Here is a 19,909-nt window from a genome sequence, read left to right as displayed (position 1 = left end):
CCATGATCACCCGCTCGGTCGATCGCGACGCGGCGTTGCTCTGGCTCGCCTCGCGGGCCGGGCTGCTGGTGGCGACGTTATTCGGCGTCACGCTGCACGACTACCTGGGTACGTGGAAGAAGTGGGACGCCGGGCTGTTCATCACGATCGCCGAGCACGGCTACGACGGCGATCCCGGTCAGCCGCCCGACGCCGGGCTGCCCGCCTTCTTCCCCGGCATGCCGCTGGCGATGCGGGTGGTCCACCTGGTGGTGCCGGACTGGACGGCCTGCGGGTTGATCGTCTCGCTGGCCGCCGGGTTGGTGGCCATGACGGCACTGGCCAGGCTGACCGAGCTGGAAGGCGGCTCGGGGTGGGCCGCCGTGGTCGGGCTGCTGCTGTTCCCGACGGCCGTCTTCCTTGCCGCGGGCTACAGCGAGGCGCTGTTCCTGGCGTTCGCGATCCCCGCCTGGCTGGCCGCCCGGCAGCGCCGCTGGCCGCCGGCCGTCGCCCTGGCCGCGGGCGCCTCCTGCGTACGCATCACCGGGCTGTTCCTGGCGGTCGCGTTGATCGTGGAGTTCGTCACCAGCAGGCAGCCCGTACGGCAGGCGCCGTGGCTGCTGGTCCCTTTTCTGCCCCTGGTGGCGTACTCGTTCTTCCACTACAGCCGCTCGGGCGACTGGCTCGCCTGGAAGCACGCCCAGGAGGCCGGCTGGGGACGGCAGATGGTGTGGCCGTGGCAGGCGTGGACCACCACGTGGCGCCAGGCCATGGGCACGGGCGACTTCGCCGTTGCCTTCCGCATGGAGCTGGCCGGCGCGGTGGTGGCCGTGGCCGCGCTGGTCTGGCTGCTGGTGATGCGCAGGTGGAGCGAGCTGGTCTACACGGGGTTACAGGCGGGCGCGCTCATGACCTCGGCCTATTACCTGTCGATCCCGCGCTCGCTGCTGCTGTGGTTTCCGCTGTGGGTGGCGTTCGGCCGGCTGGCGGCCAAGCACCAGTGGGTGATCGTGGTGTACGCCCTGGTGTCGGGGCCGCTCATGCTGCTCGACGCGGTCCGCTTCCTGAGCGGTGCCTGGGCAGGATGACCTCTATACCCACTCCCCAGACTTGGTAATCCAGGGAAGTTATCCACAGGCTGTGTGTATTCGCTAGAGATTCTTCCTCAGGAACGCGATGTCGTCGGCCTGGCCCTCGCCGGGCGTCTCCACGACGATGGGCGCCTCGGCCGCGCGGCAGACCGCCAGGATGAGCTCGGGGTCGATCTTCCCGTTGCCCAGGTTGGCGTGGCGGTCGGCGCCGGAGTCGAACTCGTCGCGCGAGTCGTTGCAGTGCACCAGGTCGATCCGGCCGGTGATCGCCTTGACCCGGTCGACCAGGTCGAGGAGCTCCTCGCCGCCCGCGTGCGCGTGGCAGGTGTCGAGGCAGAAGCCCACGTCGAAGCCGTCGAGCGCGTCCCAGAGCCGGGCGATGCGGTCGAGCTTGCGGGCCATCGCGTTGTCGCCGCCCGCGGTGTTCTCGATCAGCACCGGGATCGGGCACTCCATGCGCTCGAACACCTTGCGCCAGTTGTCGAACCCGATCTGCGGGTCGTCGTTCTTGTTCAGATGGCCGCCGTGCACGATCAGGCCCTTGGCGCCGAGCCCGGCGGCCGCCTCCAGATGCTGGGCGAGCAGCTTACGGCTCGGAATCCTGATGCGGTTGTTGGTGGTGGCCACATTGATCAGGTAGGGGGCGTGGATGTAGATGTCGACGCCCTCGACCGGCTCGGCGGGCAGCACGGGCTTCTTGTAGCCCTGTGGATCGCCCAGGAAGAACTGCACCACCTCGGCGCCGATCGCGGCGGCGTGGGCGGCGGGGTCGTCCTGACCTACGTGAGCTCCGATGCGCACCATGTCACGAGCTTATCCGTTTGGCGAAGGAGGCTCAGGGAAGTCGCCGGACGCTTCCTACGCGAGGAGAACGACATGACGCGCTGGAGTTGGCGCTCACTGATCTTCTTAATCTATGTGCTCGTAGGCATCTACGTGGCCTGGGTCTACCACTACATCACCCCGGGGATCCTCAGGGACATCGCCGAGGCGCTGCTCGCGGTCTTCCTCTGGTTCCTGGTGCTGCTGGGTGTGGATCTGCATATCGGCAAGTGATCCGAGGCGCACGGTCCCGGCCCGGCCGGGACCGTTTCTCACGGCAGGAGGCCGATTACGGCAGGAACCCGCCGTGGGCGATGCCGAGCGCGACCCCGACGAACGACGCCACCAGTCCCATGATGTTGAGCGAGCGCTGCGGCGTGGTCACGGAGACGTACTGGGAGTAGAGCCCCATTCCAAACCCGAGCGTGCCGAACCACGACGAGATCGGGTGGGCGGTGACGAAGAACGTCGAGACGAAGGCCACCAGACCGCAGAGGAAGGTGGCGATGGCCAGGATGTTCTCGATCGGGTGCGGCGTTCCGTCGGTGTTGAGTGTGAGTCTGAACCGCTGGCTCTCCGGAGGTTGAAGGATGTGCGGCACTGCTGTCACCCCCATGGTTTCCTACAGGTCCTTCCCATCCACGCGCGGCTGGTAACCTGGTCAAGCTGCGTTGTGATGGGTGATCCATCAGCCTGAGCCGCCGAAAGGGGCGTCCGGGTTCTGACGTCAGCGTCCTCCTGTCACGGCAGAGTGTCGTGACCGCAAAAGTCCAGAGGAGGTTGGAGTCCCGCATGCGTCGTTACGAAGTAATGGTCATCCTGGACCCTTCGCTCGATGAGCGCACTGTGGCGCCGTCCCTCGACCAGTTCCTCACCGTGGTCCGCAATGACGGCGGCACCGTGGAGAAGGTCGACGTCTGGGGCCGTCGTCGTCTCGCCTATGACATCGACAAGAAGTCTGAAGGCATCTACGCCGTCATCGACATGTCCGCGGAGCCCGCGACTGTCAAGGAGCTCGACCGGCAGATGAACCTCAACGAGGGCATCCTGCGCACCAAGGTTCTCCGCCCCGACGTGCACTAAGCAGCCGTTGCCCGGCTTTTTGTCGGGCGGCAGCCGTACTCTGAGCCGTAACCCAAAGCGAAGGCGTGCAGGAAGGCGAGCGCTAGCCATGGCAGCAGGCGACACCGTAATCACCATCGTCGGCAATCTTGTCGATGACCCGGAGCTGCGCTTCACCCCCACGGGTCAAGCCGTGGCTCGATTCCGCATCGCGTCCACTCCGCGGTTCATGGACCGCCAGACCAACGAGTGGAAGGACGGCGAAAGCCTCTTTCTGACCTGCAACGTGTGGCGGCAGGCGGCGGAGAACGCCGCCGAGAGCCTGCAGCGCGGCATGCGGGTCATCGTGCAGGGGCGGCTCAAGCAGCGGTCTTACGAGACCAAGGAAGGCGAGAAGCGCACGGTCTACGAGGTCGAGGTCGACGAGGTCGGCCCGTCTCTGCGCAACGCCACCGCCAAGGTCAACCGCACCACCCGTCAGGGTGGTGGCGGCGGCGGGGGTGGCGGCTTCGGCGGCGGCCCCGCTGACGACCCGTGGGCCTCCGCGTCGCCCGCTCCGCCCCAGGGCGGCGGCGGTTTCGGCGGCGGTGGCGGCGGTGGTGGCGGCGGCTACCAGGGCGGCGGCCAGCAAGGCGGCGGCTCCGGTGGCTTCGGCGGCGGCAGCGGCAACAGCAACGACTTCAGCGACGAACCGCCTTTCTAACGTCGAAGAAGACCGCAAGGTCCATAAGTTCACCAGCTCGAGTCCATTCCCGCTTGACGGCGGGGCTCTGAAAGGAGCACCACGATGGCAAAGCCGGCACTGCGCAAGCCCAAGAAGAAGGTTTGCCTGTTCTGCCACGACAAGATCTCCTACGTCGACTACAAGGACACGGCGCTGCTGCGGAAGTTCATCTCCGACCGCGGCAAGATCCGTGCCCGCCGGGTGACGGGCAACTGCACCCAGCATCAGCGTGACGTGGCGACCGCGATCAAGAACGCCCGTGAGGTGGCACTGCTGCCCTACACGAGCACCGCGCGCTAGGGAGGACTGTCGATATGAAGCTCATCCTCACCAACGAGGTCTCCGGCCTCGGCACCCCTGGCGACGTCGTCGAGGTGAAGGACGGCTACGGCCGTAACTTCCTCATCCCGCGCGGCTACGCGATGCGCTGGACGCGTGGCGCCGAGAAGCAGATCGAGTCCATCAAGAAGGCTCGTGACGCTCGCGAGATCCGCGACCAGGGCACGGCCAAGGAGGTCGCCGGCCAGCTCGGCGCCCTTCGCGTCCGCCTGGTCACCCGCGCGGGCGACACCGGTCGCCTGTTCGGGTCGATCACCACGGGTGACATCGCCGATGCCGTCAAGGCCGCCGGCGGTCCCATCCTCGACCGCCGCCGCATCGAGATCGTCAACCCGATCAAGAGCGTCGGCTCGCACAAGGTCAGCGTCAAGCTGCACCCCGAGGTCTCGGCGTCGGTCGACGTCGAGGTCGTCGCCGGCTGACGACTCTCAGCTCCGCCGCTGCCCCCTCTCGCTCGCGAGAGGGGGCAGCGCTGTTATGAGCGCAGGTGGGGGACATGGTTTCCGGCAGCGTAGGATTTGCTCGTTCTTCCCGCGCTCCTTACCCGGAGGCCCTCACCCATGGCCCGATCCTCGATGCTGCTGGCCCTCGGCGCGCTCGCGGCGGCCGTCGCCTGCGCCCCCGTCGACACCCCGTCGAGCACCGCCTCGCTCAGCCCCACGGCGTCCGCCGCGTCCACCGCGTGCACCAAGGACCAGCTCAAGCTCGTCAACGCCGGCAAGCTGACGATCGGCACCGACAAGCCCGCCTTCGAGCCGTGGTTCAAGGACGACGACCCGAGCAACGGCCAGGGCTTCGAGAGCGCGGTGGCGTTCGCCGTCGCGGGTGAGCTCGGGTTCGACCGCAGCGAGGTGCAGTGGAGCACGGTCAAGTTCGACTCGGCCTTCGCACCGGGCGCCAAGCAGTTCGACTTCGACGTCAACGAGGTCTCGATCACGCCCGACCGGGCCAAGGCGGTCGACTTCAGCCACGGCTACTACACGGTCAAGCAGGCCGTCGTGGCCATCGAGGGCGGCAAGTTCGCCGCGGCGAAGAGCCTGGCCGAGCTCAAGGATGCCAAGATCGGCGTGCAGGTCGGCACGACCTCTCTCAACGCGGTCAAAGAGGTCATCAAGCCGGCCAGCGACCCGAATGTCTACAACGATCAGATCGACGCCATCAACGCGCTGAAGAACAAGCAGGTCGACGCGATCGTCGTGGACCTGCCCACGGCCTTCTACGTGACGGCCGCCCAGGTCGAGAAGTCGAAGATCGTCGGCCAGTTCAGCTCGACCGGCGGCACGCCCGAGGAGTTCGGCCTGGTCATGGAGAAGGGCAGCGCGCTCAAGCCGTGCGTGGACAAGGCCGTCGACGCGCTGAAGTCGAAGGGTGAGCTGGCCAAGATCGAGCAGCAGTGGCTCAGCGCGGCCGCGGGCGCGCCCGAGCTGAAGTGAGCGAGACCTCCGCGGGCTGGGCCAAGAGCGAGCGGCAGCACGAACGGGAGCGGGTCCGCAGGTCGCGGGCCCGGCGCTCGGCCTCCATCGCCGGCGTCTCGACGGTCGTCTTCATCGTCCTGGTCGTGGCGCTGGTCACCAACTCGCCCGGCTGGCCGCAGGTGCGGGAGTCGTTCTTCGATCCGGAGTGGTTCGTCAAGGCGCTGCCGGAGGTCCTGTCCGGGTTCCTGCTCAACATCAAGATCTTCCTGATCGCCGAGCCGCTGATCCTCGTCGTCGGGGTGTTGGTGGCCCTGGCCAGGTCCGTCACGGCGCCCGCCTTCTTCCCGGTGCGGGCACTGGCCACGCTCTACACCGACATCTTCCGCGGCGTGCCGACGCTCCTGGTCATCTACATGGTCGGCTTCGGGCTGCCCGCGCTCAGGTTGCAGGGCGTGCCGACGGACCTGGCCACGCTCGGCATCATCGGCCTGACGCTCTCGTACGGCGCCTACGTGGCCGAGGTGTTCCGCGCGGGCATCGAGTCGGTCCATCCCAGCCAGGTGGCGGCGGCCCGCTCGCTCGGCCTGAGCCACGGCAGGACCATGCGGTTCGTCGTGCTCCCGCAGGCCACCCGCAGGGTCGTCCCGCCGCTGCTCAACGACTTCATCTCGCTGCAGAAGGACACGGCGCTGGTGGCCACCATCGGGCCGCTGGAGGCGCTCAGGCAGGCGCAGATCATCGCGGCCAGCAAGTTCAACTACACGCCTTACCTGGTGGCGTCGCTGCTGTTCATCCTGCTCACCATCCCGATGGCCAGGTTCACCGACCACCTGGCCGCGCGTACCCGAAGGAGGCGCGGATGAGCCTGCTGAGCATCGACGGGGTGTGGAAGGAGTTCCGCGGTCACAGCGTGCTGCGCGGCATCGACCTGGAGGTGCGCCCGCACGAGGTGGTCAGCCTGATCGGCGCGTCGGGGTCGGGCAAGTCCACGTTGCTGCGCTGCGTCAACCTGCTGGAGACCGTCGACGACGGCGCCATCTACCTCGACGGGGAGGAGATCACCGACCCGCGGGTGGACGTCGACGACGTACGCAGGCGGCTGGGCATCGTGTTCCAGGCGTTCAACCTGTTCCCGCACATGACGGTGCTCGACAACATCACGCTCGCGCCCCGGCGGGTGCACGGCGTGGCGAAGGCCGCGGCGGAGGAGCAGGCCGGCGACCTGCTGGCCAGGTTCGGGCTGGCGGACAAGGCCCGCTCCTACCCCGACCAGCTCTCCGGCGGGCAGCAGCAGCGGGTGGCCATCGTCCGCGCGCTGGCCACCAAGCCCCGGCTGATGCTGCTCGACGAGGTCACCTCGGCGCTCGACCCGGTGCTGGTCGTGGAGGTGCTCCAGGTCATCAGGGAGCTCAAGGAGTCGGGCATGACGATGATTCTGGCGACCCACGAAATGGGCTTCTGCCGTGATATTTCCGACACGGTGTGCTTCTTGGAGGGCGGGGTCATGCTGGAGAAGGGGCCGCCGGAGAAGATCTTCAGCGATCCCGACCATGCTCGCACGAGGGACTTCCTGCGTGCCGTCCTCGACTCGGGGCGGCTCTAGGCTCTACCGCCGGTGCCGCCCCCGGGCGTGGTTCGCCGGCGTCTCGGGCGCGGCCAGCAGGCTGTGGCGCCGGCCGTACAGGAGATAGACGAGCAGGCCGAAGGCCATCCACAGGGCGAACCACACCCAGGTGAGCACCTGTAGGTTCACCAGCAGCCAGAGTGTCGCGAGCAGGGAGAGCGCGGGCAGGAACGGCGAGAGCGGGACGCTGAAGCCGCGGTCGAGGTGCGGCATCCTGCGCCGCATCACGATCACCCCCGCCGCGACGAACATGAACGCGAACAGCGTCCCGATCACCACGAGCTGCTGCAGCGTGAGCACCGGCACGAACTCGGCCAGCAGGATCGCCACCACCCCGATGAGCAGTGTCACCCGTGTGGGGGTGTGGTACCTGCGGCTGATCGTGGCCAGGCGACGCGGGATCAGGCCGTCGCGGGCGATCGAGAACAGCACCCGCGTCTGCCCCACGATCAGCACCAGGATGACCGTCGTCAGCCCGAGCACCGCGCCGATGTCGATGACGTGCGCCATCCAGTCCACGCCCACCCCGCGGAACGCGCTGGACAGCGGTGCGTCGAGGGAGATGCCGGTGTAGGGGATCATGCCGACCATGACCACGGCCACCGCGAGGTAGATGATCGTGGCGATCACCAGACTGCGGATCATGCCCTTGGGTATGGCCCTGGACGCGTTCACGGTCTCCTCGGCGGCGGTGGCGACGACGTCGAAGCCGATGTAGGCGAACGCGATGGCCGACGCCGCCGCGAACACACCGAACCAGCCGAACGCGTGGCTCTGCCCCACGACCAGGTCGAGCACGGTCGCCGCCGGAGCCGTCAGCGGTTTCGGCTCGACGTAGAAGTCACCGAAGTTGGCCACTTTGACGTAGCGCACCCCGACGACGATGACCGCCCCGATGGCCAGCAGCTTGGCCGCCACCATCACCCACAGCGCCCGCAGCCCGACCCGCGCGTTGACCGCCACGATGCCCGTGAGCGCCACCAGGATGAGCAGCACGAACACGTCCTCGACCACGTTCTGGTACGGCAGGCGCACCCCGAACCCGGTGATCGCCCGGACCGTGATGATGGCCCAGGCCCTGGCCACCACGGCGGCGGCCAGCTCCAGCTCCAGGATCAGCGCCCAGCCGATGATCCACGCCCATACCTCGCCGAAGATGACGTAGGTGAAGGTGTAGGCGCTGCCCGAGGTCGGCATCGTGGACGACAGCTCGGCGTAGCACAGGCAGGCCAGCAGGCAGGCGATCCCGGCGATCATGAATGACAGGATCACGCCGGGGCCCGCCATGGTGGCGGCCTGCTGGCCGGCGATGCTGAAGATGCCCGCGCCGATCATCACGCCGAGCCCGAGCACGACCAGGTCGGCCGGCCGGTAGAGCTCGGCGAGGCTGTGGCGCGCGCCCGTGCGTAGCCCGGTTGCCGCGTCGGGCGGCAGGCGTCGGAGAATCGTGGACAAATCACACCCCGCTCGTGCGACTCGCCCACAGTGCCTCACCACACTCGCAACAGCAAGCACGGGACGATTACGCCCCGGTCACCAGCCATGCCGTGCCGACCGCCCGCCGTACCAGCGTGATCGAACGTGCGATCATCCACGCCCCGAGCGCGCACCAAAGTGCAACGATGCCGAATCCCGAGGCGAGGAAGGCGCAGGGCAGGTACGCCAGCGTCGTCCACACGCCCGCCCACGCGAGGTAGCGCTGGTCGCCCGCGCCGATCAGCACTCCGTCGAGCACGAACACCACGCCGCAGATCGGCTGGAACAGCGCCACCGGCCAGAGCACGGCCAGCAGTTGCTCCGTGACCTGTGGATCGGCGTCGAACAGGCCGGGCAGCAGCGGCCGGGCCGCGACGACGAGCACGCCGAGCGCCAGCCCTGACCAGAGGCCCCATTGCACCATGCGCCTGGTCGCGGCCCTGGTGGCGGCCACGTCGCCGGCACCGAGCGTACGGCCCGTGATGGCCTGGCCGGCGATGGCGATGGCGTCCAGGGCGAAGGCCAGCAGGGTCCAGACCTGGGCGGCGATGGCGTACGCGGCCAGCGGGGCCTGACCCAGCCTGGTGGCCGCCACGGTCGCCACGACCAGCACGACGCGCAGGCAGGCGGTCCTGATGAGCAGCGCGAAGCCGGCCGTACCCGCCTGCCTGACGCCCGCCAGGTCGGGGGTGAGTGGCGTGCCGAGCCGCAGCGCTCCCCTGGCCACCACGGCGAGGTAGACGGCGGCACCCAGCGTCTGGGCCAGCACGGTGCCCCAGGCCGAGCCCGCGATGCCCCAGTGCAGTCCGAGCACGAACCACGCGTTCAGCCCCGCGTTGAGCGCGAACGAGCCCACCGCGACGGTCAGCGGCGTGACGGTGTCCTGCAGGCCGCGCAGCACGCCCGTCCCGGCCAGTACGACGAGCATGCCGGGCGCGCCGAGCAGGGAGATGCGCAGGTACGTCACGGCCTGCTCGGCCTGCTCCGGGCCGGCCCCGAACAGGCCGACGATCCACGGGCTGAGCGGCCAGCAGAGCACGATGAGCGCGGCGCCGATGGCCAGCGCGAGCCAGATGCCGTCCACGCCGCTGCGCATCGCCCTGTCGTGGTTGCCCGCGCCGGTCTGGCGGGCCACGGAGGCCGTCGTGCCGTACGCGAGGAAGACACAGAGGTTCACCACCGTGGCCAGGACCGTGCCCGCGACGCCCAGGGCGCCCAGGGCGGTGGTGCCCAGCCCGTGGCCGACGATGGCATAGTCGGCGAGCAGGAAGAGCGGCTCGGCGACCAGCGCGCCGAACGCGGGCACCGCCAGGCGCAGGATCTCCCGGTCTCGAGACGTAATGGGCATTTACCCATTATGACCATTACACGGCGTGTCGAGCCAACTTTCTTTCCTCCACAGCCGGTGGACAATGTTTCACCAGGTCAGCGGGGGTGGTGTGGATTATGGACAGAGTTATCCACAGCTCTGTCCACAGTCCTTTCACACCCTGAGCGGGACTGTGCACAGCTTGACCACAGGGTTGTCCACAGGCCGCGTTGCCGTCTCACCGCGAACCCGCGAAACTGTCAGACCGGTCGACTACAAGTGGGGGTGGTGCGACCGCCTGCAAGTGTTGAGGGGGCGCGGTGAGCATGGATGAAGAAGGCGGCGGCGGAGGCCCGGGTTTCGAGCGCACGCCGCCGAGCAACATTGAGGCGGAGCAGTCGGTCCTGGGCGGCATGCTGCTGTCCAAGGACGCGATCGCCGACGTCGTGGAGCTCATCCGGTCCGATGACTTCTACCGCCCCGCCCATCAGATGATCTATGACGTCATCACCGACCTCTACGGTCGCGGTGAGCCGGCCGACGCGGTCACGGTCTTCGACGACCTGCAGAAGCGCGGCGAGATGGCCCGGGTGGGCGGTGCCGCCTACCTCCACACGCTGACGGCCGTCGTCCCCACCGCGGCCAACGCCGGCTACTACGCGAAGATCGTCCGTGAGCAGGCCATCCTCCGCCGCCTCATCGAGGCCGGCACGCGCATCGTCTCCTTCGGCTACGGCGGACAGAACGAAGAGGTCGACGACCTGGTCGACCGCGCGCAGGCGGAGATCTACAAGGTCACCGAGCGGCGCACGTCCGAGGACTACGCGCCGCTGGCCGACATCATGCCGGGCGCCCTCGACGAGCTGGAGGCCATCGGCAGCCGCGGCGGCCAGATGGTCGGCGTGCCCACCGGCTTCCAGGACCTCGACCAGCTCACCAACGGCCTGCACCCGGGCCAGATGATCGTCGTCGCGGCCCGCCCGGCCATCGGCAAGGCGCTGGCGCTCGACACGCCGCTGCCCACCCCGGCGGGCTGGACGACCATGGGCGAGATCGCGGTCGGCGAGCAGCTCATCGGGGCCGACGGCAGGCCGACCCGGGTGGTCGCGGCCACCGAGGTCATGCACGGCAGGCCGTGCTACGAGGTGGAGTTCAGCGACGGCACGGTGATCGTCGCGGACGCCGGCCACCAGTGGCGGACGACGCGCGGCGTGGCGACCACGGAGGAGATCTTCCGGGCCGGCAGAGAGGCGGACCACGCGGTCGCGGTGTCGGCGCCTTTCGCGCTCGATGAGCGGGACCTTCCGCTTCGGCCGTACGCGCTCGGTGTCCGGCTTGGCGACGGACACGGCCTGGGCGTCCTCGAAGAGAAGCACATTCCCGCTCCCTACCTGCGCGCGTCGGAGAGCCAGCGGCGTGACCTGCTGGCGGGCCTGCTCGACGCGGACGGGCTCGGCGCGGACGGGCTCGACGTGCACCGGCTCGCCGACGCGCACGGGCTCGCTGGCGGAGACGGGCAGATCCAGTTCGCCGTGGCGGATCAGCGGCTCGCCCATGACGTTCACGAGCTCATCCTGAGCCTGGGCTACAACGCCACCCTGCGCACCAAGCCGGATTCCTGCCATGTGATCGACTTCACCACGGGGGCTCGCTCCATCGTGGACGTGCGCCCGGTCCCCTCTCAGCCGGTCCGCTGTGTCGAGGTGGACAACGCGGATCACCTCTACCTTGCGGGCAGCACGTGCATCCCCACCCACAACAGCACGTTGGGGCTGGACTTCGCCCGTTCCGCGGCGATCAAGCATGGGATGACCACCGTCATCTTCTCCCTGGAAATGTCGCGCAACGAGATCACGATGCGACTGCTGTCGGCCGAGGCCCGGGTCGCCCTGCACGCGATGCGCTCCGGCATGATGGGCGACGACGACTGGACCCGGCTGGCCCGGCGGATGAGCGAGGTGGCCGAGGCGCCGCTGTTCATCGACGACTCGCCCAACATGTCGATGATGGAGATCCGGGCCAAGTGCCGGCGCCTGAAACAACGCAACGACCTGCGGTTCGTGGTCATCGACTATCTCCAGCTGATGAGCTCGCCGAAGAAGACCGAGAGCCGCCAGAACGAGGTCTCGGAGATCTCCCGTGCGATCAAGCTGCTGGCCAAGGAGCTGGAGGTGCCGGTCATCGCGATCTCCCAGCTCAACCGAGGCCCCGAGCAGCGTACGGACAAGCGGCCCGCGGTCAGCGACCTGCGCGAATCGGGATGCCTGACGGCTGACACCCGAGTCCTGCGAGCCGACACGGGGGCGGAGGCGCCATTGGGCGAGCTTCTGGAGTCCGGCGCACGCGACATCCCCGTGTGGTCCCTGGACGAGAACATGCGGCTCGTGCAGCGCACCATGACGCACGTCTTTCCCAGTGGCACGAAGGAGGTCTTCAAACTACGGCTGACGTCGGGTCGGGAGATCAAGGCGACGGCCAATCACCCCTTCATGACCTACGACGGCTGGCGCCCCCTGGGAGAGGTCGGCCCGGGTGCTCGCCTCGCCGTCCCGCGCCACGTCCCGGCCCCTCGGGACCTTCAGGAGTGGCCAGAAGATGAAGTCATCCTGCTGGGGCACATGATCGGAGACGGTTCGTTCGTCAGGAGGCAGCCGATCCGGTACGCGAGCAAGGACGAGGCGTGCCTGGAGGCGGTCACGAAAGCGGCCACGCATTTCGGAGTCAGTGCGGTCCGGGACGAATACCCCGCCGCGCGGGTCACCACGCTCCGGCTCCCCGCCCCCTACCGGCTCACACACGGCAAGCGCAACCCCATCGCCGCCTGGCTTGACGGTCTGGGGCTGTTCGGCCTCCGCAGCCACGAGAAGTTCATTCCGCAGGGGGTCTTCTCCCTGCCGAAGAAGCAGATCGCCCTGTTCCTTCGGCACCTGTGGGCGACCGACGGATGCGTCTGGTGGGACGAAAAGCGCGGCCAGTCGCGGGTCTACTACGCCTCGACGAGCCGCCGCCTGATCGATGACATTGCGCGGCTGCTCCTTCGGTTCAATGTGATGACTCGCATCAAGACGACACAGAAGGGCGACCATCGACCGGGGTTCCAGCTCCACGTCTACGGCTCGGAGAACCAGCTCCGCTTCCTGGACGAGGTGGGCGTGCATGGCGAACGGGCGAAACAAGCCGCTCGCTGCATACCGGAACTTCGGGCGGCCAAGGGCAACACGAACCTCGACACGGTTCCGCGCGAAGTCTGGGACCGTGTCCGTGGCGCGCTGACAGAGAAGGGCATGACCCATCGGGCGTTCTCTGCCGAACTGGGCACCCAATTCTGCGGCAGCACCCTGTGGAAGCACGCCCCCAGCCGGGAGCGCCTTGGCCGGGTGGCGGCGATTCTGGACGACGCTCAGATGGACATGCTGGCGACGAACGACGTCTTTTGGGACGAGGTCGCCTCGATCGAGAGCCTGGGCGAGCAGCCGGTCTATGACGCCACGGTGCTGGGCGCCCACAACTTCGTTGCCAACGGCATATCCGTTCACAACAGCATTGAGCAGGATGCGGACATGGTCATTTTGCTCCATCGCGAGGATGCGTACGAGCGTGAGTCGCCCAGGGCGGGTGAGGCGGACCTTATAGTTGCCAAGCATCGAAATGGTCCAACTGCCACCGTCACTGTCGCCTTCCAGGGACATTATTCGCGCTTTGTTGACATGGCTGCCCACTAGCGGGAAAGCGCAAGTGAGACTCGTCGGAAAGCGTCAGCCGTTGGAGGCTTTCAACGGGGAGGTCGACGGTGATGTCGAGGCCGCCGCCGGTGCGGGCGGTGACCGCGATCCGTCCCCGGTGGGCGAGTGTGACCGCGCGCACGATCGACAACCCCAGCCCCAGGCCGTCGGTGCGGACGCGGGTCCCCTGCCCGTGCACGAACGGTTCCAGCAACGTCTGCGCCTCCTCCGGCAGGATCTCCCGGCCGGTGTTGCAGATCTGCAGGATGGCACGCCCGCCTTCCGTACCCGTATCGACGACCAGGTGCCCACCCGCCCGGTTGTAGCGGACCGCGTTGTCGACCAGATTGCCGATCATCCGCTCCAGCAGGACGGGTTCGCCGGTGACCGGTGCCGGCCGGAGCTCCGACTGCACGGCGACGCCGGCGGCTGCCGCCCGCGCTCCGGCCGCCGCCCACGAGCTGCGTACGCCGCTGACCACCGCGCGTACGGCGATCGGCATTGGCGGTGAACAGCCGCTGACCGTCCAGGATCCTGTCCCGCTCGGCGACGTCGCGCTGGATGCGGTCCAGCATCCCGTTGACCGTGCCCGCCAACGCCGACAGCTCGTCAGCGGGGGTGGTGACCGGGACCCGTTCGGTGAGGTTCTCGGCTGACAGCCGCCGGGCAGTGGCGGAGATCACCCGGATCGGCCGCAGCACCCGACCGGCCACCAGCCAGCTCAGTACGGCGGCCAGGACGGTCACCACGATGAGCGCCAGAGCGGCCTGGGGCAGGAGCGCGGACAGGGTATCGGCCTGCACCCGGTTCGCGAGAGCGTGCAGCCCGTCCTGCTGCGGCGTGTCCAGGCGTCGAGCAGCATCCGGATCAGCAACAGCCCGACGATGAACGCGCTCAGGACCAGCACCTTCGTCAGCTGGTGCGACCCGAACCAGCCCAGCGCGGAAGTGGGCAGCCGGTCAGAGACCTGTATCAGCGCGGCCCCGATGATCAGCACCGCCGACAGGACGCTGCCGAGGAGCCGCGCCCGCCGCCGCACTGCCAGCCGCGCGGTCAGTAACGGCGTCGGTGGGCCGTCGGCCTCCGTTGGTGTTCAGGCTGGGCCCCTCGCCCGTCTTCTCGTCGGTGGACGGGCCGTTGCCGGTGGAGTCGGAGGCCGGGGGGAGGTTCAGCGCGGTCGCCTCGCAGGGCGTCACCGCCCCCTTGACCACCTCCAGCGAGGTCGCGATGGGCGGCTTGTCCGCCTGGGCGACGGAGACCGCCAGGACCAGCGTCTGACCGGCCGCCACCTGCCCCTTGTCGATCCGGAACGCGATCCCCGTGCCGTTCTTCCCGACGTCGATGCCGTTCTCGACCCGCCCGGAGCCGGCCCCGTGCTCGCCTCGGGGCTGTTTACAGGTCTGGTCCGCCGGCAGGTAGTCGACCACCGTCGCCACTCCCGCCGCGGCGAGCTTGGCCGCCAGCTCGTCCGGGTCGCGGAACTCGTTGATCCGCACCTCGACCGACCCGTCCGCGCTCTTGGTCACAGCGAAGGCTGGTGCTCCGCCGTACACGGTCATAGCCACCACCGTGGCCGCCGCGACCCCCGCGACCGCGGCGGCCAGTCCCACGACACGGCGGCGTCGTACCGGAGTCTCGACGACCAGGTCCGCCTTCCGGCTGGCGATGTCGTCCTTGAGCGCGTTGAGCAGGCGCTCCTCGAAGTTGCTCATGCCTGTCCCTCCACGTACACAGCCGATGGCGAAGCGACGTCTTCGAGGGCGCGTCTGGCCCGGTGCAACCGGACTCGTGCGGTCACCCCGTTGATGCCCAAGGCCGCGGCGGCCTCCTTGACGGTGAGCTGATCGATCGCCACGAGTTCGAGTACGGCCCGCTCGCCCTCGGGCAGCCTGCCCATGGCCTCCAGGGCGCGGCGCATCTGGCGCTCGGCGTCGATCCGTTCCTCCATCCGGTCGAGATCGTGGTCGTCCATCATTCGCCGGCCCGCGACGCGGCTGGTCGCCTTCGCTTCGCGGGCCGTGCGTCGATACTGGGCGGATACCACGTTGCGCGCCACGCCGTACAACCAAGCGGTCTCGCTGCCCCGGCCGGGGCGGTAGGTGTGCCCGGAGTCCAAGGCCGCCAGGAAGATGTCGGCGGTCAGATCGGCGGCCAGATGAGGATCGCTCACTCGGCGTACGACGAACCGCATGACGCCATCGACATGGCGGCGATAGAAGGCCTCAAAGGCCTCGGGGTCTTCGTTGAGGCGCACAGGCCTCGCTCCCTTCGTCGTTCGCCCTTACACCTCTACTTGGACCGAAGGCCGCGAAGCGTTTCCGATCAGGTCGGCCGGAGCCGTTCGGCGACGTCGAGCCAGATGGTGACCTCGGCGGCGGTGAAGTGCCGGATCGCCCAGTCGACCATCCGCAGGCTCATGTGGGCCCAGCAGGCCGGCGCCACCTTCTCGCTGACCAGCCCGTCGAGCAGGCGAGCCAGCTCCGGTGCCCGGTGCGTGAGGTCGAAGCGCAGCGTGACGAGGTCGAAGTCGGCGTCACCCCGCGTGGCGCCGTCCCAGTCGATCACCCCCGTGACCGTGCCCGATTCGTCGACCAGCACGTTCTCGGGGTGGAAGTCGGTGTGAACGAGGTCGTCGCCGTCCAACCGCTCGGGAAGGGCGGCACCGACCTCCTCCACCTGGTCGAGCAGCCGCCGCGTGCGGCTGTCGTACGTTCGCAGCGGCTCGTGCAGGCAGAAGCCCGGCCCGTCGGCGCGCAGGAAGAGCTCCAGCCCGGGCAGGTCCGTACGGCCGGCGAGCAGGCCGCGGCAGCGCCGGTTGACGTCGAGCATCGACTCGATGGTGCGCGGGGAGGGCTGGTGCGGGGGAGAGCCGGGTAGTAGCTCCTGCACCACGATCGGCGGGCGCACCAGCTCGTACCGCGGCGCCGGGATGCCCGCCGCGCGGGCCACCTCCAGCAGCGCGCCCACGTCGGGCCCGTGGGTGAGCACCGACCGGTGGCCGTCGGGCCAGCGCACGTACGCGGCACCGACCTGGCCGCCGGGGCATGGGCCTTCATAGGTGAGCGAGACGTCGAGCCGGCGCAGGACGCCGTCGATGTCGAGACGGGGCACGCGGGGAAATGTCACAAGAACCGATCCTCGCCTATGGCACAAAACAGGCGACGGTGTGACACAACAGACAACGGCTCGCGGAATCACGGCTGATCGTTCCGATGCTGCAACAAGGGAGTGAGCTTCAAGCGAAGGGAAGCACGCCATGACCATCCTCGTCGCCTACGACGGCTCGGCCGACTCGCGCGCCGCGATCGAGTTCGCGGCCAAGCACCTGGCCGCCGAGCCCACGCTCATCGTGACCGTGTGGGAGCCGCTGCTCGTGCAGATCAAGAGGTACCCGCTGGCCGGTGCCGGGGTCGTCTCCGACTCCGGTGAGGAGTGGCGGATCCAGGCCGAGCAGTACGCCAAGGAAGGGGCCGAGCTGGCGGCCGCCTCGGGGCTCGCGGACGTGACCTACCGGGCGGTGGCCGACAACGAGTCGATCTGGCGGACGATCGTGGACGTCGCGGACGAGGTCGACGCGTCGCTGGTCGTCACCGGGTCGCGAGGACTGGCCGGCGTGCGCTCCGTGCTGCTGGGCAGCGTCTCCAACCACGTGCTGCACCACGCCCACCGGCCGACCCTGATCGTCCCCCCGGCCAAGCGCTGACCTAGCAGGCCTGCGAGGAGTCCGTCTCGGCCGCGGGCGGGCAGCATTGCTGGGGCGGGGCGAGCCGCGTGTCGATGCGCCGGGCGCCCGGCCCCTCGCTGCCCAGCCGGTCGTGCGGGTTGGCCAGCGCACACCGGTCGAGCGAGAGGCACCCGCATCCGATGCAGTCCGTGAGGTCGTCGCGGAGCCGCTGGAGCTGCTCGATCCGGTCGTCGAGCTCGCCGCGCCAGGTCGCCGACAGCCGCGCCCAGTCGTCACGGGTGGGCGTACGCCCCTCCGGCAGCTCGGCCAGCGCGTCCTTGATGGTCCGCAGGGGGATGCCCAGCCGCTGCGACAGCCGGACGAACGCGACCCGGCGCAGCGTGTCACGCGTGTAGCGCCGCTGGTTGCCCGCGGTGCGGCGGCTCCCGATGAGCCCCTTGGCCTCATAGAAGTGCAGCGCCGACACGGCCACGCCGCTGCGCTCGGCGAGCTGGCCGACCGTCAGCTCCTTGGAGTTCCATGCCACCTTGGTCATAACCTCAAGAATAGTTGAGGATTATCGGGCGGAAGTGGGTGACCAGCCGTTCGCCGTCGAAGATGTGCAGCGCGTAGGCGGGCGGCAGGTCGTACGAGATGGGGAACTCCGCGTCGGTCTCCGCGCTGGTCAGGCCGGTCGAGATGACGCCGGGTGCGACGACGAGCGGCAGCCCGGCGAAGCGGGCCGACACGGCGGTGTGCGCGTGGCCGGTCAGCACCGCGGCGACGTGCGGATGCCGTGACAGCAGGTCCGCCAGCCGTTCCGGCTCGCGCAGCCGGATCTTGTCGACGTACGGGATGCCGAGCTCGATCGGCGGATGGTGCATCCCCACGAACGCCGGGACGCCGGGCCGCTCCGACAGCACCTCGTCGAGCCAGGCCAGCGTCTCGTCGGCCAGGTAGCCATGGTTGTGGCCGGGCACGCTCGAATCGGCCAGGGCGATCGTCACGTCGTCGAGCCTGAGCGCCTGGTTGGCGGGGCCGAGCAGCTTCTCGAACTCCGGCACCGAGTCATGGTTGCCCGGGCAGACGACCAGCGGCAGCTCGCCACGGAACAGCTCGTCCGCGATCGTGTACTCCTCCGGCAGCGCGTGGTCCGCGATGTCGCCCGTGACCAGGACGGCGTCGAGCCGCAGCGTACGCAGGTGCCGCATGACCTGCCGTGCGCGCTCGACGCTCTCATCGGAGCCCCCGATGTGCACGTCGCTGATCTGCGCAAAAATCGCCATCTGATCACCCTATTCCACGTGCATGGGCCGTTCGAAGAACGTCTCCAGCACGACGACCGTCTGGGTCCCGGTCACGCCGTCGACCTCGAACACCTGCCGCAGCACCTGCTGTAATTCCCGGGTGTCGGCCGTACGGACCTTGAGCAGGATCGAGGCGGGCCCGGCGATGACGTGCGCCTCCTCGACCGGCGCGATCGCCGCCAGCCGCGCGGCGGCGTCGCCCATCCAGGCGCCACCGTCGACCAGCACGTACGCCACCACGTCCCGGCCGAGCGCCACCGGATCCACCTCGATCGTGGTGCGCTTGATCACTCCACGCTCGCGCAGCTTGCGCACCCGCTCGTGTGCCGCCCCGCCCGACAGGCCCACGGCCTGGCCGAGAGCCGCGTACGACCGCGTCGCGTCCTCCTGAAGCAGGCCGATCAACATCTTGTCGATTTCGTCCATGACAGTATGCTATTCGACTATGGAGCCAATTTACCGAACCCCATCCAGTTGTATCCCCACGGAGTTCGAGGTGCTGGACGAGCGCTTCGCCACGGTCGGCGGCGACGACCTGGTCGAGCGGATCTACACCGGCACCCGCTGGGCCGAGGGGCCCGTCTACTTCCCGGCGGGCCGGTTCCTGGTGTGGAGCGACATCCCCAACGATCGGATGCTGCGCTGGGACGAGATGACCGGCACCGTGGGACCGTTCCGGCAGCCCGCCGGCTACGTCAACGGCAACACGCTCGACGGCCAGGGCCGCCTGATCTCGTGCGAGCACGGCGAGCGCCGGGTCACCCGCACCGAGGCCGACGGCTCGATCACCGTGATCGCCGATCGCTGGCAGGGCAAGCGGCTCAACAGCCCGAACGACGCGGTGGTCCGCTCCGACGGCTCCATCTGGTTCACCGACCCCGCCTACGGCATCGACAGCGACTACGAGGGCCACCGGGCCGATCCCGAGGTCGACGGCTGTCACGTCTACCGCGTCGATCCGGTGACGGGGGAGGTGGCCCGGGTGGCCGACGACTTCGACCGGCCCAACGGCCTGGCCTTCTCGCTGGACGAGTCCCGCCTCTACATCGCCGACACCCGCCGCCGGCACGTACGCCTGTTCGACGTGCACGACAACGGCACGCTCTCGGGCGGGAAGGTCTTCGCGCAGGGGACCGACGACGACACCTTCGACGGGATGCGGCTGGACGACAAGGGCCGCGTGTGGGCGGCGGCGGGCAAGGCGGTGCTCTGCTACGACCCCGACGGGACGTTGATCGGCCGGCTCGGCCTGCCCGAGTCCGTCGCCAACCTGGTGTTCGGCGGGCTCAAGCGCAACAGGCTGTTCATCGCGGCCTCGTCCTCGCTCTACTCGGTGATGCTGAACGTCACGGGCGCCCGCCCCGTCTGGGGCTAG

At 68.9% G+C, this 19,909-nt stretch carries 23 protein-coding genes and 1 pseudogene; 12 read left to right on the top strand and 12 right to left on the bottom strand.

Annotated features, from left to right (window positions below; translation table 11 throughout):
- The first annotated feature begins 2 nt into the window (after window positions 1-2).
- Window positions 3-1,067, top strand: a complete 1,065-nt coding sequence (locus AB0F17_RS51495; RefSeq protein ID WP_358039743.1) for a mannosyltransferase family protein — start codon at window positions 3-5, stop codon at window positions 1,065-1,067.
- 63 nt (window positions 1,068-1,130) lie between these two features.
- On the opposite strand, the gene AB0F17_RS51490 is transcribed toward AB0F17_RS51495, so the two are convergent.
- Window positions 1,131-1,874, bottom strand: coding sequence for a deoxyribonuclease IV (locus AB0F17_RS51490; RefSeq protein ID WP_358039740.1), 744 nt, complete (start codon window positions 1,872-1,874; stop codon window positions 1,131-1,133).
- A gap of 72 nt (window positions 1,875-1,946) precedes the next feature.
- On the opposite strand from AB0F17_RS51490, the gene AB0F17_RS51485 reads away from it, so the two are divergent.
- Window positions 1,947-2,126, top strand: coding sequence for a hypothetical protein (locus AB0F17_RS51485; protein ID WP_358039737.1), 180 nt, complete (start codon window positions 1,947-1,949; stop codon window positions 2,124-2,126).
- Window positions 2,127-2,181: 55 nt separating this feature from the next.
- On the opposite strand, the gene AB0F17_RS51480 is transcribed toward AB0F17_RS51485, so the two are convergent.
- On the bottom strand, window positions 2,182-2,508 hold the full coding sequence (locus AB0F17_RS51480) for a hypothetical protein (RefSeq protein WP_358039735.1): 327 nt from the start codon (window positions 2,506-2,508) through the stop codon (window positions 2,182-2,184).
- A gap of 176 nt (window positions 2,509-2,684) precedes the next feature.
- On the opposite strand from AB0F17_RS51480, the gene rpsF reads away from it, so the two are divergent.
- The 7 genes from rpsF to AB0F17_RS51445 all read left to right on the top strand — a co-directional run bounded on the left by rpsF (window position 2,685) and on the right by AB0F17_RS51445 (window position 7,035).
- Window positions 2,685-2,975 carry a 30S ribosomal protein S6 gene (gene rpsF / locus AB0F17_RS51475; protein WP_189122386.1) on the top strand — a complete coding sequence of 97 codons (291 nt, stop codon included), beginning with the start codon at window positions 2,685-2,687 and terminating at the stop codon, window positions 2,973-2,975.
- Between the two features lie 88 nt (window positions 2,976-3,063).
- Complete coding sequence (locus AB0F17_RS51470; protein ID WP_358039732.1) at window positions 3,064-3,657, top strand: single-stranded DNA-binding protein; 594 nt, start codon at window positions 3,064-3,066, stop codon at window positions 3,655-3,657.
- 84 nt (window positions 3,658-3,741) lie between these two features.
- Window positions 3,742-3,978 carry a 30S ribosomal protein S18 gene (gene rpsR / locus AB0F17_RS51465; RefSeq protein ID WP_020543048.1) on the top strand — a complete coding sequence of 79 codons (237 nt, stop codon included), beginning with the start codon at window positions 3,742-3,744 and terminating at the stop codon, window positions 3,976-3,978.
- A gap of 14 nt (window positions 3,979-3,992) precedes the next feature.
- On the top strand, window positions 3,993-4,439 hold the full coding sequence (gene rplI, locus AB0F17_RS51460) for a 50S ribosomal protein L9 (protein ID WP_358039729.1): 447 nt from the start codon (window positions 3,993-3,995) through the stop codon (window positions 4,437-4,439).
- A 138-nt stretch (window positions 4,440-4,577) separates the two neighbouring features.
- Entirely contained in the window at window positions 4,578-5,450 is an 873-nt protein-coding gene (locus AB0F17_RS51455; RefSeq protein WP_358039726.1) for an ABC transporter substrate-binding protein, read from the top strand.
- Complete coding sequence (locus AB0F17_RS51450; RefSeq protein WP_358039723.1) at window positions 5,447-6,295, top strand: amino acid ABC transporter permease; 849 nt, start codon at window positions 5,447-5,449, stop codon at window positions 6,293-6,295. Before AB0F17_RS51455 ends, AB0F17_RS51450 begins: the two co-directional genes overlap by 4 nt.
- Window positions 6,292-7,035: an amino acid ABC transporter ATP-binding protein gene (locus AB0F17_RS51445; protein ID WP_358039720.1), complete on the top strand. Its 744-nt coding sequence runs from the start codon at window positions 6,292-6,294 to the stop codon at window positions 7,033-7,035. The genes AB0F17_RS51450 and AB0F17_RS51445 overlap by 4 nt, the downstream gene beginning before the upstream one ends.
- A gap of 3 nt (window positions 7,036-7,038) precedes the next feature.
- Here AB0F17_RS51445 and AB0F17_RS51440 read toward each other — a convergent pair whose 3' ends face one another.
- On the bottom strand, window positions 7,039-8,511 hold the full coding sequence (locus AB0F17_RS51440; protein WP_358039717.1) for an amino acid permease: 1,473 nt from the start codon (window positions 8,509-8,511) through the stop codon (window positions 7,039-7,041).
- Window positions 8,512-8,578: 67 nt separating this feature from the next.
- A complete protein-coding gene (locus AB0F17_RS51435) occupies window positions 8,579-9,880 on the bottom strand; it encodes an MATE family efflux transporter (RefSeq protein WP_358039715.1) in 1,302 nt (433 codons plus the stop codon).
- A gap of 287 nt (window positions 9,881-10,167) precedes the next feature.
- Here AB0F17_RS51435 and AB0F17_RS51430 point away from each other — a divergent pair, with 287 nt between their 5' ends.
- Window positions 10,168-13,563 carry a replicative DNA helicase gene (locus AB0F17_RS51430; protein WP_358039872.1) on the top strand — a complete coding sequence of 1,132 codons (3,396 nt, stop codon included), beginning with the start codon at window positions 10,168-10,170 and terminating at the stop codon, window positions 13,561-13,563.
- Here the strand turns inward: AB0F17_RS51430 and AB0F17_RS51425 are convergent.
- From AB0F17_RS51425 to AB0F17_RS51405, 5 genes and pseudogenes are all read right to left on the bottom strand, one after another.
- Window positions 13,508-14,065, bottom strand: a complete 558-nt coding sequence (locus AB0F17_RS51425) for an ATP-binding protein (RefSeq protein WP_358039712.1) — start codon at window positions 14,063-14,065, stop codon at window positions 13,508-13,510. The genes AB0F17_RS51430 and AB0F17_RS51425 overlap by 56 nt on opposite strands.
- 115 nt (window positions 14,066-14,180) lie before the next feature.
- A pseudogene (locus AB0F17_RS51420) lies at window positions 14,181-14,246 on the bottom strand (hypothetical protein); the annotation flags it as partial.
- 276 nt (window positions 14,247-14,522) lie between these two features.
- Window positions 14,523-15,275, bottom strand: coding sequence for a hypothetical protein (locus AB0F17_RS51415; RefSeq protein WP_358039709.1), 753 nt, complete (start codon window positions 15,273-15,275; stop codon window positions 14,523-14,525).
- On the bottom strand, window positions 15,272-15,817 hold the full coding sequence (locus AB0F17_RS51410; protein ID WP_358039706.1) for an RNA polymerase sigma factor: 546 nt from the start codon (window positions 15,815-15,817) through the stop codon (window positions 15,272-15,274). Before AB0F17_RS51410 ends, AB0F17_RS51415 begins: the two co-directional genes overlap by 4 nt.
- A 68-nt stretch (window positions 15,818-15,885) precedes the next feature.
- A complete protein-coding gene (locus AB0F17_RS51405) occupies window positions 15,886-16,674 on the bottom strand; it encodes a phosphotransferase (protein WP_358039703.1) in 789 nt (262 codons plus the stop codon).
- Between the two features lie 145 nt (window positions 16,675-16,819).
- Here AB0F17_RS51405 and AB0F17_RS51400 point away from each other — a divergent pair, with 145 nt between their 5' ends.
- Window positions 16,820-17,266 carry a universal stress protein gene (locus tag AB0F17_RS51400; protein ID WP_358039700.1) on the top strand — a complete coding sequence of 149 codons (447 nt, stop codon included), beginning with the start codon at window positions 16,820-16,822 and terminating at the stop codon, window positions 17,264-17,266.
- Between the two features lies 1 nt (window position 17,267).
- Here AB0F17_RS51400 and soxR read toward each other — a convergent pair whose 3' ends face one another.
- From soxR to AB0F17_RS51385, 3 genes are read right to left on the bottom strand one after another with little or no spacing between them, the layout of a single operon-like run.
- A complete protein-coding gene (gene soxR, locus AB0F17_RS51395) occupies window positions 17,268-17,783 on the bottom strand; it encodes a redox-sensitive transcriptional activator SoxR (RefSeq protein WP_358039697.1) in 516 nt (171 codons plus the stop codon).
- Window positions 17,784-17,787: 4 nt separating this feature from the next.
- Complete coding sequence (locus AB0F17_RS51390) at window positions 17,788-18,513, bottom strand: metallophosphoesterase (protein ID WP_358039694.1); 726 nt, start codon at window positions 18,511-18,513, stop codon at window positions 17,788-17,790.
- Window positions 18,514-18,522: 9 nt separating this feature from the next.
- Entirely contained in the window at window positions 18,523-18,960 is a 438-nt protein-coding gene (locus tag AB0F17_RS51385; protein WP_358039691.1) for an Lrp/AsnC family transcriptional regulator, read from the bottom strand.
- A 70-nt stretch (window positions 18,961-19,030) separates the two neighbouring features.
- On the opposite strand from AB0F17_RS51385, the gene AB0F17_RS51380 reads away from it, so the two are divergent.
- On the top strand, window positions 19,031-19,909 hold the full coding sequence (locus AB0F17_RS51380) for an SMP-30/gluconolactonase/LRE family protein (protein WP_358039688.1): 879 nt from the start codon (window positions 19,031-19,033) through the stop codon (window positions 19,907-19,909).

It is taken from the genome of Nonomuraea sp. NPDC026600 (assembly GCF_040638335.1).
In the GTDB taxonomy this organism is placed as follows: domain Bacteria; phylum Actinomycetota; class Actinomycetes; order Streptosporangiales; family Streptosporangiaceae; genus Nonomuraea.
This window is presented reverse-complemented; position numbering and strand designations above follow the sequence as displayed.